The 17,023-nt window shown below is 72.1% G+C and carries 19 protein-coding genes; 8 read left to right on the top strand and 11 right to left on the bottom strand.

Annotated elements, in window-relative coordinates:
- Positions 1-36: 36 nt before the first annotated feature.
- From ABZ479_RS00720 to ABZ479_RS00705, 4 genes are all read left to right on the top strand, one after another.
- Entirely contained in the window at positions 37-477 is a 441-nt protein-coding gene (locus ABZ479_RS00720; RefSeq protein ID WP_500459151.1) for a hypothetical protein, read from the top strand.
- A gap of 69 nt (positions 478-546) precedes the next feature.
- Complete coding sequence (locus ABZ479_RS00715) at positions 547-1,071, top strand: PadR family transcriptional regulator (protein WP_499610222.1); 525 nt, start codon at positions 547-549, stop codon at positions 1,069-1,071.
- A 17-nt stretch (positions 1,072-1,088) separates the two neighbouring features.
- On the top strand, positions 1,089-1,754 hold the full coding sequence (locus tag ABZ479_RS00710; RefSeq protein WP_499610265.1) for an ABC transporter ATP-binding protein: 666 nt from the start codon (positions 1,089-1,091) through the stop codon (positions 1,752-1,754).
- Positions 1,751-4,150, top strand: a complete 2,400-nt coding sequence (locus ABZ479_RS00705) for an FtsX-like permease family protein (protein ID WP_500459150.1) — start codon at positions 1,751-1,753, stop codon at positions 4,148-4,150. Before ABZ479_RS00710 ends, ABZ479_RS00705 begins: the two co-directional genes overlap by 4 nt.
- 19 nt (positions 4,151-4,169) lie before the next feature.
- On the opposite strand, the gene ABZ479_RS00700 is transcribed toward ABZ479_RS00705, so the two are convergent.
- A complete protein-coding gene (locus tag ABZ479_RS00700; protein WP_500459388.1) occupies positions 4,170-5,117 on the bottom strand; it encodes a hydrogen peroxide-inducible genes activator in 948 nt (315 codons plus the stop codon).
- 284 nt (positions 5,118-5,401) lie between these two features.
- On the opposite strand from ABZ479_RS00700, the gene ABZ479_RS00695 reads away from it, so the two are divergent.
- Both ABZ479_RS00695 and ABZ479_RS00690 read left to right on the top strand, forming a co-directional pair.
- Positions 5,402-5,956: a peroxiredoxin gene (locus ABZ479_RS00695; protein ID WP_499610217.1), complete on the top strand. Its 555-nt coding sequence runs from the start codon at positions 5,402-5,404 to the stop codon at positions 5,954-5,956.
- A 2-nt stretch (positions 5,957-5,958) separates the two neighbouring features.
- Positions 5,959-6,495, top strand: coding sequence for an alkyl hydroperoxide reductase (locus ABZ479_RS00690; RefSeq protein ID WP_500459149.1), 537 nt, complete (start codon positions 5,959-5,961; stop codon positions 6,493-6,495).
- 54 nt (positions 6,496-6,549) lie between these two features.
- Here the strand turns inward: ABZ479_RS00690 and ABZ479_RS00685 are convergent, their stop codons facing one another.
- The 4 genes from ABZ479_RS00685 to ABZ479_RS00670 all read right to left on the bottom strand — a co-directional run bounded on the left by ABZ479_RS00685 (position 6,550) and on the right by ABZ479_RS00670 (position 11,608).
- Positions 6,550-7,869, bottom strand: a complete 1,320-nt coding sequence (locus ABZ479_RS00685) for an AI-2E family transporter (RefSeq protein ID WP_500459148.1) — start codon at positions 7,867-7,869, stop codon at positions 6,550-6,552.
- Positions 7,870-8,009: 140 nt separating this feature from the next.
- On the bottom strand, positions 8,010-8,678 hold the full coding sequence (locus tag ABZ479_RS00680; protein WP_500459147.1) for an aggregation-promoting factor C-terminal-like domain-containing protein: 669 nt from the start codon (positions 8,676-8,678) through the stop codon (positions 8,010-8,012).
- A gap of 397 nt (positions 8,679-9,075) precedes the next feature.
- On the bottom strand, positions 9,076-10,395 hold the full coding sequence (phoH2, locus tag ABZ479_RS00675) for an RNA 5'-3' helicase PhoH2 (RefSeq protein WP_500459146.1): 1,320 nt from the start codon (positions 10,393-10,395) through the stop codon (positions 9,076-9,078).
- A 439-nt stretch (positions 10,396-10,834) separates the two neighbouring features.
- Positions 10,835-11,608, bottom strand: a complete 774-nt coding sequence (locus tag ABZ479_RS00670; protein ID WP_500459145.1) for an isoprenyl transferase — start codon at positions 11,606-11,608, stop codon at positions 10,835-10,837.
- Positions 11,609-11,718: 110 nt separating this feature from the next.
- On the opposite strand from ABZ479_RS00670, the gene mgrA reads away from it, so the two are divergent.
- Positions 11,719-12,759: an L-glyceraldehyde 3-phosphate reductase gene (gene mgrA, locus ABZ479_RS00665; protein WP_499610205.1), complete on the top strand. Its 1,041-nt coding sequence runs from the start codon at positions 11,719-11,721 to the stop codon at positions 12,757-12,759.
- 18 nt (positions 12,760-12,777) lie between these two features.
- On the opposite strand, the gene ABZ479_RS00660 is transcribed toward mgrA, so the two are convergent.
- Positions 12,778-13,491 carry a prepilin peptidase gene (locus ABZ479_RS00660; RefSeq protein ID WP_500459144.1) on the bottom strand — a complete coding sequence of 238 codons (714 nt, stop codon included), beginning with the start codon at positions 13,489-13,491 and terminating at the stop codon, positions 12,778-12,780.
- Positions 13,492-13,538: 47 nt separating this feature from the next.
- On the opposite strand from ABZ479_RS00660, the gene ABZ479_RS00655 reads away from it, so the two are divergent.
- Entirely contained in the window at positions 13,539-13,913 is a 375-nt protein-coding gene (locus ABZ479_RS00655) for a DUF192 domain-containing protein (RefSeq protein WP_500459143.1), read from the top strand.
- A gap of 96 nt (positions 13,914-14,009) precedes the next feature.
- Here the strand turns inward: ABZ479_RS00655 and ABZ479_RS00650 are convergent, their stop codons facing one another.
- The 5 genes from ABZ479_RS00650 to ABZ479_RS00630 all read right to left on the bottom strand — a co-directional run bounded on the left by ABZ479_RS00650 (position 14,010) and on the right by ABZ479_RS00630 (position 17,018).
- On the bottom strand, positions 14,010-14,510 hold the full coding sequence (locus ABZ479_RS00650) for a DUF3592 domain-containing protein (protein ID WP_500459142.1): 501 nt from the start codon (positions 14,508-14,510) through the stop codon (positions 14,010-14,012).
- Positions 14,511-14,989: 479 nt separating this feature from the next.
- A complete protein-coding gene (locus ABZ479_RS00645; RefSeq protein ID WP_500459141.1) occupies positions 14,990-15,649 on the bottom strand; it encodes an OmpA family protein in 660 nt (219 codons plus the stop codon).
- Positions 15,650-15,652: 3 nt separating this feature from the next.
- Entirely contained in the window at positions 15,653-16,228 is a 576-nt protein-coding gene (locus ABZ479_RS00640) for a hypothetical protein (protein ID WP_500459140.1), read from the bottom strand.
- A gap of 14 nt (positions 16,229-16,242) precedes the next feature.
- Positions 16,243-16,830, bottom strand: a complete 588-nt coding sequence (locus ABZ479_RS00635; RefSeq protein ID WP_500459386.1) for a pilus assembly protein TadG-related protein — start codon at positions 16,828-16,830, stop codon at positions 16,243-16,245.
- Entirely contained in the window at positions 16,827-17,018 is a 192-nt protein-coding gene (locus ABZ479_RS00630) for a hypothetical protein (protein WP_500459385.1), read from the bottom strand. Before ABZ479_RS00630 ends, ABZ479_RS00635 begins: the two co-directional genes overlap by 4 nt.
- Between the last annotated feature and the right edge of the window lie 5 nt (positions 17,019-17,023).

Raw genomic sequence — 17,023 nt, 5'->3', positions numbered from 1 at the left:
ACGGAACCGGACCGGGACCGGACGCATCCCACCGGCATGAGGACGAGGCCGTGGACGAGGGCGGGGGCTGTCATGGCCCTGGCGATGACGGTGGGCTGCGGAGCCCTGGGGGCGGACGGCCCCGACTGCACCGGCATAGGGGCGCACTCCGGGGTGCGGTTGCTGTTCGACACACAGCCCGGGACGACCTACCGGTTGTGCGCGGGCGCGGTGTGCACGCGGAGCGCGACCGGCGACGGGCGCGAGTTGCTCCTCGTCCTGGACCTGCCCGAGCCGGCCGGCCCGAAGCGGGTCCCCGTGCGCTTCACCGGCACCTCCACCGGCGCCTCCACCGGGCCCGCGGTGGACGAGCGCCTCGAGGTGACGCTCGAGAAGTGGCAGCCGAACGGTCCGGGCTGCGAGCCCACCGCGTACCAGGCACGACTCGGGTACGAACCGGGAAAGGGCCTGTTCGCAGCAGGTCCCGGTGAGGAATGACGCACCGGCGTACCGCTATGCACAAGATCTATACACCCTAGGTATACGCATCGTGTAGAGTCCTCGGCCATGAGCATCGGCCACACCCTGCTCGGGCTCCTGGAGTCCGGCCCGCGCCATGGATACGACCTGAAGCGCGCGTTCGACGACAAGTTCGGTCACGACCGACCGCTGCACTACGGCCAGGTCTACTCGACGATGGCCCGGCTGCTGAAGAACGGGCTGGTCGAGGTCGACGGCATCGAGCCCGGCGGCGGCCCGGAACGCAAGCGGTACGCGATCACCGAGGCCGGTATCACCGACGTCGAGAAGTGGCTCGGGCAGCCGGAGAAGCCCGAGCCCTACCTGCAGAACACCCTCTACACCAAGGTCGTCCTCGCCCTGCTCACCGGGCGCAGCGCCGCCGGCCTGCTCGACACCCAGCGGTCCGAGCACCTGCGGCTGATGCGGGACCTGACCGAACGCAAACGGCACGGCGACCTCGCGGACCAGCTCATCTGCGACCACGCCCTGTTCCACCTGGAGGCGGACCTGCGGTGGCTGGAACTCACCGCCGCCCGCCTCGACCGACTCGCGGCGGAGGTAGCCGAGTGAGCAGCACGGAGAACCTGATGGAAGCCGTCGGCCTGCACAAGGCGTACGGCCCGACCCCTGCCCTGGACGGCGCGGAGTTCGCGATACGCGCCGGGGAGGTGGTCGCCGTCATGGGGCCGTCCGGTTCCGGCAAGTCGACACTGCTGCACTGCCTGGCCGGCATCGTCCGGCCGGACTCCGGCAGCATCCGGTACCGGGGACGCGACCTGACCGCGATGAGCGACGCCGAACGCAGCGCGCTGCGGCGCGGCGAGTTCGGCTTCGTCTTCCAGTTCGGCCAGCTCGTCCCGGAACTGACCTGCGTGGAGAACGTGGCGCTGCCGCTGCGGCTGAACGGCACCCGGCGCAAGGAGGCGGAGGCGCGCTCCCGCGAGTGGCTGGCCCGGCTGGAGGTCGACGACCTCGCCGGCAAGCGCCCCGGTGAGATCTCCGGCGGCCAGGGCCAGCGCGTCGCCGTGGCCCGTGCCCTGGTCACCGGCCCGCGGGTGGTCTTCGCCGACGAGCCGACCGGCGCCCTGGACTCCCTCAACGGCGAGCGTGTGATGCGGATGCTCACCGACGCCGCCCGCGACACCGACGCCGCCGTCGTCCTCGTCACGCACGAGGCGCGGGTGGCCGCCTACTCCGACCGCGAGGTCGTCGTCCGTGACGGCAAGTCCCGCGACATGGAGCGGGTGGCATGAGCACCACCCGCACCACCCCCGGCTCCTCCCCCGGCGGCACCCTCGCCACGTGGGTCCGTGACCTGGGCCTCGGCGTCCGCTTCGCGGCGACCGGCGGCCGCGAGGGCTGGACCCGCACCCTGCTCACCGCGGTCGGCGTCGGCCTCGGCGTCGCGCTGCTGCTGGTGGCGGCCGCCGTGCCGGCCATGCTGGGTGCCCGCAGCGACCGCGGATACGACCGGGACTACTCCTGGTTCAACGACCAGCCGGCGCAGTCCGCCACCACGGTGCTGCGCGAGCAGTCCGACACCCGGTTCCACGACGAGGAGATCCGGGGTCTGCTGCTCAAGGCCGACGGCGACCGGCCGGTGCTGCCGCCGGGCGTCGACAGGATGCCCGCGCCCGGCGAGATGGTCGTCTCCCCCGCGCTGAGGAAGCTGCTCGACCGGCCCGGCAGCGAGCTGCTGCGGGAACGGCTGGACTACCGCGTCTCCGGAACCATCGGCGACCAGGGCCTGCTCGGCCCGGCCGAACTCGCCTACTACGCGGGCGACGACGACCTCGTCGCCCGCAACGAGGACGGTTCCGTCGGGAACGCCACCCGCATCCCGTACTTCGGCCGCGGCAGCGTCAAGCCCGAGCCGCTGGGCGGGGTGCTGACCCTGCTGGTCGTCATCATCGTCGTCGTCCTGCTGATGCCGGTGGCCGTCTTCATCGGCACCGCCGTACGGTTCGGCGGCGAACGCCGGGACCGGCGGCTGGCCGCACTGCGGCTGGTCGGCGCGGACAGCAGCATGACCCGGCGGGTCGCGGCCGGCGAGGCGCTGTTCGGCTCCCTGCTCGGACTCGTCGTGGGCACCGGGATCTTCCTGTGGGCCCGGCAGTTCTCGCCCGACGTGACGCTGTACGACATCAGCCTCTTCCCGTCGGACATCACGCCCGGCCCCGCACTGGCCGCCCTGGTGGCGCTGGCGGTTCCCGGGGCGGCGGTCGCGGTCACCCTGCTGGCGATGCGCGGCATCGCCGTCGAGCCGCTCGGGGTGGTGCGCAACGCCACCCCGAACAAGCGCCGGCTGTGGTGGCGGCTGCTGATCCCGCTGGCCGGCATCGCACTGCTGGCGCCGCTGTTCGGGGGCATCTCGCAGGACACCTCGGTCAACCCCTACCAGGTGACGGCGGGCACGGTCCTGCTGCTGGTCGGGCTCACCGCCGTGCTGCCCTGGCTGGTCGAGTCGGTCGTCGGCCGCCTCCGCGGCGGCTCGCTGCCCTGGCAGCTGGCCACGCGCCGCATCCAGCTCAACAGCGGCGCCGCCGCCCGCATGGTCAGCGGCGTCACCGTCGCCGTGGCGGGTGCGATCGCCCTCCAGTCGCTCTTCACCGGGGTGCAGCACGACTTCGTCAACGAGACCGGGCAGGACCCGGACCGCGCCCAGTTCAGCGTCTCGCAGAGCGTCGACAGCGGGGCCGAGGCGCAGCGCGTGCAGAAGGCCTTCGCCGACACCCCGGGCATCAGCGCGGTGCTCGGCGTCGTCCAGGGCGACAGCGTGCAGGGGAACGCCTCGAAGCTGACGGCCGATGACTTCCGGTACACGCCCCTGGTCGTGGGCGACTGCCCGACGCTGCGGGAACTCGCCGAGGTGGGGGCCGGCTGCACCGACGGAGACGTGTTCCTGGTCTCCGACCCCGAGGGCGACGGCGACATGGGCTTCGCCGAGCCCGGCGGCACGCTCGACCTGAACGTTCCGGTCACGGACACGTACACCGGCACGCCGAGGCCGTGGCGGATCCCGGCCGACGCCCGCCCGGCGAAGTCCCGTACCGCGCCGGACGGGGACCGGGGGTGGGGCGTGCTGGCCACCCCCGCCGCCCTGGACGTGGCGGCCCTGCAGTCGCCGTCCGTCCGGCTCATGCTGAGGACCGAGCCGGGCTCGCCGGACGCCGTCGAGCACGCCCGCAACACCGCCGCGCGCATCGATCCCGCGCTGTCGGTCTACCAGTTGCGGACGACCACCGAGAGCCGCAAGTTCGCGACCATCCGGCGCGGTCTGCTCATCGGCGCCACGGCCACCCTGGCGTTGATCGGCGCGAGCCTGCTGGTGTCCATGCTCGAGCAGCTGCGCGAGCGCAGGAGGCTGCTGGCCGTCCTGGTGGCCTTCGGCACCCGCCGGTCGGTGCTCGGTCTGTCGGTGCTCTGGCAGACGGCGCTCCCCGTCGCGCTGGGACTCGCCCTCGCCGTCGTCGGCGGTGCCGGTCTCGCCACGGCCCTGCGCAGCATGGTGGGCCTCGGCCCGCACGTCGACTGGGCGAGCGTGGGCGCCATGACCGGCGCCGGTGCGGCGGTGGTCGTCGTGGTCACGCTGCTGAGCCTGCCGCCGCTGTGGCGGATGATGCGTCCGGACGGCCTGCGGACGGAGTGACCGGGGGCGGCCGCGGCCGTCAGCGGGCGAACCGTACCGGCAGCGGCTCCAGGGCACCGCGCAGCGCGGAGGCGAAGGTCTCGAACTCCTCCGCGCGCGCGGTGCCCGCGCGCATGGCCAGCGCGATCCGCCGCGAGGGCGCCGGGTCGGCGAAGAACGCCGTGGCGAGGTCCGCGCTGCGTCCGGTCTCCACCGGGACCGCGGTCCGCGGCAGCAGCGTCACCCCGAGCCCGCCGGCCACCAGTTGCACCAGCGTGGACAGCCCCGCCGCGGTCGTGCCGGCGGCGGCACCCTCGGTGCGGCCCGCCTCCCGGCAGACGTCCAGCGCCTGGTCGCGCAGGCAGTGGCCCTCCTCCAGCAGCAGCAGGTCCAGTTGCCGCAGGGCCTCCCGCGGGAGGTCCGTCCGCCCGGCGAGCCAGTGGTCGCGCGGGGTGACCAGGACGAAGTCCTCGTCGAAGAGCGGCAGTTCCGCGATGGAGGGGACACCGAGCGGGACGGCGAGCAGCAGCAGGTCCAGCCGCCCCGCCGCGAGGCCCTCCAGCAGCGAGGACGTCTGCTCCTCGTGCACCTGGAGGTCGAGCTCCGGGTAGGTGTCGTGGACCAGTCGCAGCACGGTCGGCAGCAGGTAGGGCGCGACCGTGGGGATCACCCCGAGCCGCAGCACCCCGGTGAAGGGGGCGCGCGCCGCCTCCGCCTCGTCCAGCAGGTCGCCGACCGCCGCCAGCACCGCCCGCGCCCGGACCGCGACCCGCTCCCCCGCCGCGGTCAGCAGCACCTTGCGGGTGGTGCGCTCCACGAGCACCACCCCGAGGGCCTCCTCCAGCGCGGCGACCGCCCCGGACAGCGCGGGCTGGCTCGTGCCGATCGCCGAGGCCGCGTCCCGGAAGTGCAGGTGCTCGGCGACGGCGGCGAAGGCCCGCAGCTGGGACAGGCTCGGCTGGCGCTGGTTCGCGCGCTGACTACTGATAACCGCCTCCGATCAACGATCTTCAGTCTAGTTGCGCGGGCGATCAATGGCCGCCGGGCGGGACGCCGTCGCACACCGCCCCGGTGCCACCCGAGCCGTCCTGTGGCGCCGGTCACGCTGCGCAGTGGGTCGTCCCTGCCTCACTCGTCGATAAGGGGTTCCGATCAATCCGACCCGTCGGGACGATTTCACTGATCAAATGGCTCATGGCAGGGTGATCGGGACCCATCGAGGGACCGCGCGGCCACCCCGCGCCCCGGTCCCGACCCTCACTAGGAGTGCTCGTGCTCACCGTCGGTGACAAGTTCCCCGCGTTCGAACTGACCGCCTGTGTGGACCTCGACCCCGAGAAGGCCTTCGCCCAGATCGACCACAAGTCGTACGAGGGCAAGTGGAAGGTCTACTTCGCGTGGCCGAAGGACTTCACCTTCGTCTGCCCGACGGAGATCGCGGCGTTCGGCAAGCTGAACGACGAGTTCGCCGACCGTGACGCGCAGGTCCTCGGCTTCTCCGTCGACTCCGAGTTCGTGCACCACGCCTGGCGCAAGGACCACGACGACCTGCGCGACCTGCCCTTCCCGATGCTGTCGGACATCAAGCGCGAGCTCTGCACCGACCTCGGCATCCTCGGCGAGGACGGCGTCGCCCAGCGCGCCACCTTCATCGTGGACCCGAACAACGAGATCCAGTTCGTCATGGTGACCGCCGGCTCCGTCGGCCGTAACCCCAAGGAGGTCCTGCGGGTCCTCGACGCGCTGCAGACGGACGAGCTGTGCCCCTGCAACTGGAAGAAGGGCGACGAGACCCTCGACGTCGTCAAGCTGCTGGCCGGTGAGTGACCGTGGCGCTCGATGAGCTGAAGTCCGCGCTGCCGGACTACGCCAAGGACCTCAAGCTCAACCTGGGCTCCGTGATCGGCAACTCCGACCTCCCGCAGCAGCAGCTGTGGGGGACGGTGCTGGCGACCGCCATCGCCTCGCGCTCGGCCGTCGTGCTGCGCGCGCTGGAGCCCGAGGCCCGCGAGAACCTCTCGCCGGAGGCGTACCAGGCCGCCAAGGCGGCCGCCGCCATCATGGCGATGAACAACGTCTACTACCGGACCCGGCACCTGCTGTCGGACCCGGAGTACGGCAACCTGCGGGCCGGTCTGCGGATGAACGTCATCGGCAACCCGGGCGTCGACAAGACCGACTTCGAGCTCTGGTCGCTGGCGGTCTCGGCGATCAACGGCTGCGGGACGTGCCTCGACTCGCACGAGCAGGTGCTGCGCAAGGCCGGTGTCGAGCGCGAGACGGTCCAGGAGGCTTTCAAGATCGCCGCCGTCGTGCAGGCGGTCGCGGCGACCCTGGACGCCGAGGCGGTCCTCGCCGACGCGTGACGCGTGCCCCGAGGGCCCGGTCTCCCCGACATGGGAGGCCGGGCCCTCGGGCTGTCAGGCGGTGTCCCCCGACGTGGCGTCCGGGAGCCCCGGCGCGCCGACCGGCGCCACCTCGGCGGCGGTCGAGCCGTGCGGCGGCGGCTCGTCGGCCATGGCCGACTCCCGCGAGTGCGCCCGCAGGTAGCCGACGACGGTGTTGGTCACGGCGACCAGCGGTACGGCCACGACCGCGCCGCCGATGCCGGCGATGAGCGAACCGGCCGCCACCGACAGGATCACGCCGAGCGGGTGCACCCGCACCGCGCGGCCCAGGATGAACGGCTGCAGGATGTGGCCCTCGATCTGCTGCACCAGCAGGACCACCACCAGCACCATCAGCGCCGTGAACGGACCCTCCGTCACCAGCGCCACCACCATCGCGATGGCGCCCGACGCGACCGCGCCGACCAGCGGCACGAACGCCGCCAGGAAGATGATGACGGCCAGCGGCACCGCCATCGGCACCCCGAGGAAGAAGATGCCGATGCCGATGAAGATGGCGTCGATCAGGGCCACTATCACCGTGCCGCGCACGTAGAGGGTGAGCGTACGCCAGGCGCGCGGCCCGGCCCCGCCGAGCCCGTCACGGGCGGCCACGGGGAAGAGCTTGAGGAACCAGTTCCAGATGTTCCGGCCGTCGTAGAGCAGGAACAGCGTGCTGAACATCGCCAGCAGGATGCCGGTGAGCATCTCCACGACGACGGTGACGCCCTGCAGTCCGGCGTCGGTCAGCGCCTTGGAGTTGGTGCCGATCGCCTCCTGGAGGTTCTTGGCGATCTGGTTGATCTGGTCCTCGGTCACGTGGAACGGGCTGTTGAGCAGCCAGCGCTTCAGCTCGGTGATGCCGTCCTGGAGGCTGTTGGAGAGGTTGTCGATGTTCTCCATGACCTGCCAGACCACGAACCAGCCGACCAGGCCCATCATCACGAAACCGCCGATGAAGACGATGGCCGTGGCGAACCCGCGCGGCACCCCCATCCGCTTCAGCCGGCCCACGAAGGGCTGCAGCAGCGCGGTGATCAGGAGCGCGGCGACGAAGGCGAGGACGACCAGCTGTATGGTGCCGATCACCCGCATCAGCACCCAGACGGTGCCCGCCAGCACCAGCAGCCGCCAGCCGAGTTCGGCCGCGACCCGCATGCTCCACGGCACCTGGGCGACCGGGTTGCCGGGCCCGGAGGCGCGCGGCGTGTGCCGGCGCACGGTCTGCTGCTCCTGGCGGCGGGCCTCCTCGCGGGCGCTCGCGGCCGCGGCCCGCCGCTGTTCCTCCAGCCTCCCGGCGAGCTTGGCCAGCTCGGCCGCCAGCCCGGAGCCCCATTGGCGTCTCTCCGACATCGCTTCCCCTGTCCCCCGCCCCCCGGTGCGTCCTTCCGTCCCGCACCACCGTACGCGCAACGAGCCCCCGATCCCTCAAAGGGTCGGGGGCTCGTCGGCGGATTCCGGACGGCTTGGACCGGGTCAGCGGTCCGGGGCGTCTAGTACCAGTGGTTGGCCTGCCAGAACGACCAGGCGCCGCAGGGGCTGCCGTAACGGCCGTTCATGTACTTCAGGCCCCACTTGAGCTGGGTGCCGGGGTTGGTGCGCCAGTCCGCGCCCGCGGAGGCCATCTTGGATCCCGGCAGTGCCTGGACGAGGCCGTAGGCGCCGGAAGAGGCGTTGGTCGCGGTGTAGTTCCAGCCGCTCTCACGGGTCACGATGTTGGAGAAGCACTGGTACTGCGAGGCGTCACCGATGAGCCCCTGGGCCATGGCCTGGACTTCGCTGACCGTGTACGAGGCCTTGACGACCAGCGCGGCACGCTCGGCGGCGCGGGAGGCCTCCTTGGCCTTGCGGTCGGCCTCGGCCTTCTCCTCCGCCTTCTTGCGGGCGGAGGCGTCCTTGGCGGCCTGCTTGCGCGCCGACTCCTCCGCGGCCTTCTTGGCCCCGGCGTCGGCGGCGTCCGACTGCGCCTGCACCTGCTGGGTCAGGGAAGCCTGCTGAACCTGCTGTCCCGCGGGTATGTCCGCGAGGACGGTCGGCGCGTCGGCGGCGGCGACGGGCTGTACGACACCCTCGCTGCCGGAGGCGACACCGACGACGGCGCCCACAGTGGTGACCGCAGTGGCCGAAGCCACCGCGAATCCCCGGACCGAGATCCGGCTCACACGGTTTCCTTCCAGCGTCGCCCGCTCGGTGACCTCGCGGACGCGATCGTGCCCCTTCGCGCTGGCTCCTCCTGCACCGGTCACAGAAGCACTGGCCCGGTGGAGGCTCCCCCGGCGAGGAGGAGTCCGCTGTTGCAACTCGGGCGGCCCACGGCGAACGCTGTTCAATTCTGAGGTTCCGTACGTTTGCGGGTACGGGTGTGCCGAGGGCGGGGGCCTGACAGAACCGACAGCCTGCCGCAGGCGGACGCGTCAACGCAATTCCCCGTTGCGTGTCAAAGCTCACACGCCACGTGGGCCACGGGAATTTCCGTTACGCATCCGTAGCCTCGCCGGACAGCGCTAGGCTGCTGCGCCCTTGCGGCGCAGCAGCCTAGCGGACCCTCCAACTCGCCTGTTACGCCCGGCCGTCCTCCAGCATCTCCGTCACGAGCGCGGCGATCGGCGAGCGCTCGGAACGGGTCAGGGTGATGTGCGCGAACAGCGGGTGGCCCTTGAGCTTCTCGACGACGGCGACCACGCCGTCGTACCGACCCACCCTCAGGTTGTCGCGCTGGGCGACGTCATGGGTCAGGACGACCCGGGAATTCTGCCCGATACGGGACAACACGGTCAGCAGGACGTTGCGCTCCAGCGACTGCGCCTCGTCGACGATCACGAACGCGTCGTGCAGGGAGCGGCCCCGGATGTGCGTCAGGGGCAGGACCTCCAGCATGCCGCGCGCCACGACCTCCTCGATGACCTCCTTCGACGTCACCGCGCCCAGGGTGTCGAAGACCGCCTGGGCCCACGGGCTCATCTTCTCGGCCTCCGAGCCCGGCAGGTAGCCGAGCTCCTGGCCGCCCACGGCGTACAGCGGCCGGAAGACCATGACCTTCTGGTGCTGCTGACGCTCCAGCACCGCCTCCAGCCCCGCGCACAGCGCCAGTGCCGACTTGCCGGTGCCGGCCCGGCCGCCCATCGACACGATGCCGACGTCCGGGTCGAGCAGCAGGTCCAGCGCGATCCGCTGCTCGGCGCTGCGGCCGTGGATGCCGAAGGCCTCGCGGTCGCCGCGCACCAGCCGGACCCGGCCGTCGGCCGTCACCCGGCCGAGCGCCTTGCCGCGGTCGGACTGCAGGACCAGACCGGTGTGCACCGGCAGCCCTTCCACGTCGGGCAGGTCGACCGTCTCCGACTGGAAGAGCTCGTCGACCTCCTGGGCCGCGACCTGCAGCTCGTGCATGCCGGTCCACCCGGAGGTGATCGCCAGCTCGGCCCGGTACTCCTCGGCCAGCAGGCCGACGGAGGAGGCCTTGACGCGCAGCGGCAGGTCCTTGGAGACGACGGTGACGTCGTACCCCTCGGCCTGGAGGTTCCGGGCGACCGCGAGGATCCGCGAGTCGTTGTCGCCCAGCCGGAACCCCGCGGGCAGCACGCCCGGGTCCGAGTGGTTCAGTTCGACGCGCAGGGTGCCGCCCAGCTCGCCGATCGGGATGGGTGCGTCCAGCCGCCCGTACCGGATCCGGTACTCGTCGAGCAGCCGCAACGCCTGGCGGGCGAAGTAGCCGAGCTCGGGGTGGTGGCGTTTGGCTTCCAACTCGGTCACCACCACGACCGGCAGGACCACCTCGTGCTCGTCGAAGCGGAGGAGGGCATGCGGGTCGGCAAGCAGCACGCTGGTGTCGAGTACGTAAGTGCGCCGGTCGTGCTCACGGCGATTCTTGCTGGTCACCACGTGTGGACGAACCCCCTCGGAAGAGGTGCGGGTGCGACGGCGTCGCGCGGGACAGGGCCGGGACCGACCAGAAGGGCCGGACCACGACCCTTCGAGTCGACGCGGTCAATGCCGTCTGGGTCAAGGGTTGACAACGGCACGTCCGTGAGCAAAGGGCCTCCCGGGCGGACGGGCCAGGTGCCGTCCGCTTCTGTCCGACATCCATGGGCCGGATGTCGGTCTGACGGGTCTATTCCCTCGAAAGAGGAGGCCTATGCGACTGCATATGACAGGTGTTGGCCCGGGCCCTACTCTTGCCGCCCCGTCGCCGGGCGTTCGCGGGCCCTTCGCCGGGACGTAATCCGGCCACCGCGCCCACCGCCGTTCGCCGCGACCCGGGTGTGGCGCATCTCTCCCCGGTACCGCCGTCCGGGTGACCGCCGGGAGCCCGGGACCGCGCTCAGGACCCGTAGCGCCGGTGCCGCGCCGCGTAGTCGCGCAACGCCCGCAGGAAGTCCACCCGGCGGAACGCCGGCCAGAACACCTCGCAGAAGTAGTACTCCGAATGCGCGCTCTGCCAGAGCATGAAGCCCGACAGCCGCTGCTCGCCGGAGGTCCGGATGACGAGGTCGGGGTCGGGCTGGCCGCGGGTGTAGAGGTGCTCCGCGATGTGGTCGATGTCGAGGATCTCCGCGAGGTCCTCGATGGAGGTGCCGCGGCCGGCGTGCTCGTGGAGCAGCGAGCGGACCGCGTCGGCGATCTCCTGGCGGCCGCCGTAGCCCACGGCGACGTTGACGAGTATGCCCTCGACGCCCTCCGTGGCCTGTTCGGCCTCCTTGAGGACGGACTGGGTGCGCGCGGGCAGCAGGTCCCTCGCGCCGACGTGGTGGACGCGCCAGCGGCCGGTCGCGGCGAGGCCGGTGACCGCGTCCTCGATGATGCCGAGCAGCGGGACGAGTTCCTCCGCCGGGCGGTCCAGGTTGTCCGTGGAGAGCAGCCAGAGCGTGACGACCTCGACGCCGGTCTCCTCGGACCAGCCGAGCACCTCGGTGATCTTGTCCGCGCCGGCCCGGTGGCCCTGCTCGGTCGTCCGCGCGGCGGCCTTGGCCCAGCGGCGGTTGCCGTCGAGGATGACTCCGATGTGCTTCGGGGCCTGCGCCAGGTCCAGCCGGCGCTCCACACGGTGGGCGTACAGGTCGGTCAGCCTGAGACGTACCAGGTCGCGCAGATTCATTGGCGGGCCCCTCCTGCGGTCGTCACCCCTTCGCCACCCTACTGCGCCTCTCCGCGGGCCGCCGAACCGGGTGCGAGGGTGTGGAGCACCGTCGTGATAGGACCGCTTCTGTGGATATTCGTTCTCTCTACCGCGCCGCCGACGGGCGCTACGACGCGATGGCGTACCGCCGTACCGGCCGCAGCGGTCTGAAGCTCCCCGAGATCTCCCTCGGGCTCTGGCACAACTTCGGCGACGACCGCACCCTCGACTCGCAGCGCGCCATCCTGCGCCGCGCGTTCGACCTCGGCGTCACCCACTTCGACCTCGCCAACAACTACGGCCCGCCCTACGGCTCCGCCGAGAGCAACTTCGGGACCATCCTCGCCCAGGACTTCCGGCCCTACCGTGACGAGCTGGTCATCTCGACCAAGGCGGGCTACGACATGTGGCCCGGCCCGTACGGCGAGTGGGGCAGCCGCAAGTACCTGCTGTCCTCGCTCGACCAGTCCCTGGGCCGCATGGGCCTGGACTACGTCGACATCTTCTACTCGCACCGCTACGACCCCGACACCCCGCTGGAGGAGACGATGGGCGCGCTCGCGTCCGCCGTCCACCAGGGCAAGGCGCTCTACGTCGGCATCTCCTCGTACAGCGCGCAGCGCACCCGCGAGGCCGCCGCCCTGCTGCGCCAGATGGGTGTGCCGGCGCTGATCCACCAGCCCTCGTACTCGATGATCAACCGCTGGGTCGAGGACGACGGGCTGCTGGACGTCCTGGAGGAGGAGGGCATCGGCTGCATCCCCTTCGTCCCGCTGGCCCAGGGCCTCCTGACGGACAAGTACCTGAACGGCATCCCGGAGGGTTCGCGGGCCGCCCAGGGCAAGTCCCTCGACCCCACCCTGATCACGGACGAGGTCGTGCGGCGGCTGCGCGGCCTCAACGACATCGCCGCCCGGCGCGGCCAGTCGCTGGCGCAGCTCGCGCTGAGCTGGGTGCTGCGTGACAAGCGGATCACCTCCGCGCTCATCGGGGCGTCGAGCGTCGCCCAGTTGGAGGCCAACGTCGCGGCGGTGGGCGCCGCCCCGCTGACGGCCGCGGAACTCGCCGAGGTCGACGAGTTCGCCCTCGAGTCGGGCGTCAACCTCTGGTCCCGCAGCAGCGACGCGTGACGACGGCGGGCGCCCTGGTCAGGACGGCAGCAGCGGTCCGGCCAGGGCGCCGGCCAGGATGAACGGCCCGAAGGGCAGCGGGGTGCGACGGCCGGCGCGGCGGGCCGCCAGCAGCGCCAGGCCGGTGACCGCCGCCAGCGCGAAGGCCGCGAGGGTACCGGCGGCGAGCGTCCCCCACCCGTACCAGGCGAGCACCATCCCCGCGGTGGGGGCGAGTTTGACGTCGCCGAAGCCCATGCCGTCCGGGTTGACCAGGTGCAGGACGAGGTAGAACAGCCCCAGCGCCGCCGCCCCGAGCAACGCCCGGGGCCAGGAGCCCCCGTGACCCGGGAGCAGCGCCGCCGCCCCCAGCAGCGCCGCCGTGCCCGCGGCGGCGGGGAGGGTCAGCACGTCCGGCAGCCGCAGCACCGTCAGGTCGACCCGGGCGAGCAGCACTCCGAGCGGGACGAGCAGCAGCCACACCGTCAGTTCGGGCCGTGGACCGGTGCCCGCCGCCACCGCCGCGCAGACCGCGGCGGTGAGCAGCGCGGACCGCCAGCCGGCCGCCAGCGGGCCCGCGTTGCGCGCCGGCCCCCACCAGCCCCGCCACCCGGCCGGATAGGGCAGGTCCGCCGGGCACCTGCTGCGCCGGGGCTGCTCCGGCGCGACGGACAGCCGGAACGCCGGACGGGGCAGCGCGAGCCCCACGACGGTTCCCCACACGACGGCCGCGGCGATCGGATAGACATGCATCGGGCCCGACCGTACACGGGCGCACCACGCGAAGGGACGTGAGCCGCATGGGTGACCTCCGCCGCGACGGGGCCGGGCTGCTGCACCTCGCCGGTGCCGGACCCGCGGACGGCGCGGGGATACCGCTGGAGATCGCGGCCTCGTACCGGGCCCGCACCCGGGGGCTGCTGGGCCGCACCGGGATCACCGGCGCGCTGCTGCTCACGCCCGCCGCGAGCGTGCACACCCTGGGCATGCGCTTCGCCATCGACGTCGCCTACCTCGACCGCCGGCTGCGGGTGCTCGCCGTCCGCACCATGCCGCCCGGCCGGGTGGGCCGCCCGCGGCTGCGGGCCCGTCACGTACTGGAGGCGGAGGCCGGCGCGATGGCGGCCTGGGGCCTGGTGCGGGGTACGGCGCTGACCGTGCGGCCCGGCGCGTGAGCCCCGCCGACTTCGTGCCCGCGCCCCGGCCGTGCGGCTCCCCTGCATGACGCACCGTCCGCCGGAGGCCGGGTGGGGCGGGAGGGCCGTGTCGTCCTAGAAGCCCTCCCCGCCGAAGCCGGCCGGGTCGAAGGCGCTGCCGAAGGCGTCGGCGAACCGCACGCCCCCGAGGACCAGCAGGACGCCCACGGTGACGAAGATCCCCAGGAAGGCCAGGGTCAGGGCGAGTTGGCCGTACGGCACCCGGTACCCGGGCGGTACGACCAGCGCGCGCTCCGGCGCACCGGGCACGTAGGCGACCGTCAGCCGGTCGCCCTCGATCGTCGTGCCGGGCGCTCCCGGGTCCTCGAAGCGCACGTCGCGGCCGTCGCCGGTGCGGAACTCGAAGACGAAGTGCTGCCGCGAGCGCGTCGGGCCCTCACCGGTCGATCCGACGGTCGTGTACACCCGCACGCAGCGCCCCTCGGCGCGCAGCCCACCGTGCACGGCCCGCCGTATCCACAGCAGGCGGTGACCGGCGCGCACCGCGACCGCCAGCGGTACGAGCGTGATCAGCACGGCCACCCCGGTGAAGACGACCGGTATCGCAGCGTCCATCGGCATCCCCCGTCACTGCGAGGGGGCGCACGCCCCCGTCGTCGTCTGGAGACACCCGGCGCGCCCGGGGCGGTTCCCGCCGGAGCGGGTGCCCGAGCCCCGGGGAAACGCGGCGAAACCCGGGGAAAGAAGACGGGCCGGTCCGCAGGGGGGGGAGAGCGGACCGGCCCGAGGGGGGGGTTTCCAAGGTACCGCGCCGGAACCGCTCTCCCGGTCCAAGGTCATGAGGGAGATGTGAAGGTTCCCCCGAACAAGTTGCGCGAACGGTGGGCGATTGGACCGAATGGCCCTGGTTCAGGCCGTTTGCCCACCAGCACCACATCCGCACCGCATACGTTCCGTCACGGAGCGCACCGGAGCCTTGGCGAGGAATTCGGCAGTCCTGTGGCGGCGCCTTACCCGTGTAGGTGACCCGTTCCGTTGACCGGGACCCGGGACGCCGTCGACGCGCCGGAATCCTCCACTGCCGGCCGGCGGCGCTACGACGGACGGAACGTGATCTCCACGCGGCGGTTCTGCTTGCGGCCCGCCTCGCTGGAGTTGTCGGCGATCGGGTAGTCCTCGCTGTACCCGCGCACCTGGAACGAGTGACCGGAACTGCCGAGCGAACCGAGCTCCTCGGCGAGGATCTTGTAGACCGCGTCCGCCCGCTTCTTGGACAGCACCTCGCCGTGCTCGTACGAGCCCAGGTCGTCCGTGAAGCCGAAGACGCGGATCGGCTGCGTGACGTTCCTGGCGTCGATGTCGCCCGCGATGGCCTTGATCCGGGCGGTGGCCGCCGCGTTCAGCTTGGCGCTGTCCCGGCCGAACAGGACGTCCGACTGGAGGGCATAGGTCACGGAGGAGTTCGACTCCTCGTGCCGCTCCTCGCCGTCGTCGGCGGAAGCGTTCTCGGAGGACGACGCGTCCGAAACGGAGACGATGTCCAGCACCTTGGGCGGCGCCAGGGTCGCCCCCTCGGGCAGCTGCAGGTCGGGGTCGTCCGGGTCCACCTCCACGGGCGCGGACGGGGTCGGCTGCGCCGTCGGGTCGTCGTCCGCCCGCGCGGTCGCGGCGGTGAGCGGCGTGAGCACGAGCGCGAGGCCGAGCACGGCCGCGACACCGGGGCGACCGTGCGGACGGGGTCGGCGACGGGGCACGGCTCACCCCTCCCCGATCGTGATCTTGGCCGGGGGCATCGTCGGCAGCTGGAACTCCACCTCGGTCGTGCCTTCCGGCGGCGCCGGGAACTGCGCGAAGAACGGCCTCGTCTCCTCGGGCCGGATGCCGATCAGCTTGGTCGTGCAGAGACAGATGCCGTCGGTGTCACGGAGCACGTAGTAGCGCTTCTTGCCGACCGCGTCGACCAGTACGGCACCGGCCACGGACGCCCCGGACTTGGCGACGGCCAGTTCGTCACCGCGCCACGTGGCCGCGTTGAACGTCTCGTCACCGCCGTTGGCGATCGAGCCCTTGACCGTGACGAAGCCCCCCGGATCCCGGGTCGCCTCGCTGATCGTGACGGTGATGTCCTTCGCGCCCTTCATCTGGGCGAGCACCTGCGTCGGTGCGTCGGACGCCGCGGGACTCGTCTTCCCCGGGTTCCCCGACGCGCTCGTCCTCGCGGACGGCGAGGCCCCGGTCTTCGCGTCGCCGTCTCCGCCGCCGCAGCCCACCAGGACCGCGGCGAGGGCCACGGCAACGGCGACTGCGGCCGGACCCTGCATCTGGATACGCATCGGTCCCCCGTTCCTCACTCGCTGAGATGGACGAAGTAGAACTCCGCCAGGTTCAGATCGAAGTCGTCGGCCGTCGGGTCCACGGTCAGCGGGTCGCCGTCGCAGATGAACATGACCTTGTCGCCGTCCTTCCCGTCGACTCGGCACCGGCTGTCGACGACGGCCGTCGCCGACGCGTGCGCCCGCATCGTCCCGGTCTCCCGGACGACGGACTCGCCCACCGGGCCTGAAGTCTGGAGGGCGATCGTGGCGCCTGCCGGGCCGCTCACGTCGCACTCGTTGACCTCCGCGCCGTTCTGGGTGGCGAAGTCCTGCGCCGCCCCACAAGCGTTCCCGCCCGTCATCCCGTTCAGGGCCAGGAGCTCCTCGATGCGGTCGAGGTCTCCCGCCTCCAACGCGTCGAGGAACGGCTCCCGGACGCTGTCGCGCACCTCCCGCGCCGCCGCGAGGGCGGACGCATCGGCCGCCGTCTGTGCCGAGTTGCGCGCGGAGACCGCTTGGCCGACGGCGAAGTAGGCGAAGGCGAGGAAGAACAGTGCGCCGACGGCCACGATGTAGATGCCGAGGGTCTGGCCCTCGTCGCCTCGCCCCCGCCCGGTCAGCCGGCGTCGACGATGTCCGAGATCTTGTTGAGGATTCCCTCGAGCACGGCGTCGCCGATGTCCGTCGTCCCCGCCAGTACCCCGATGATGACCGCGATCACCACCGCGATGCCCAGGTACTCGAACGACGTCTGTCCCGAGTCGTCGTGGACGCGCATGCGTGTGCGCAGCGCGGTCAGTCGCTTCACAACCC

The sequence above is a fragment of the Streptomyces sp. NPDC005722 genome (genome assembly GCF_040630935.1).
Lineage (GTDB): Bacteria > Actinomycetota > Actinomycetes > Streptomycetales > Streptomycetaceae > Actinacidiphila.
This window is presented reverse-complemented; position numbering and strand designations above follow the sequence as displayed.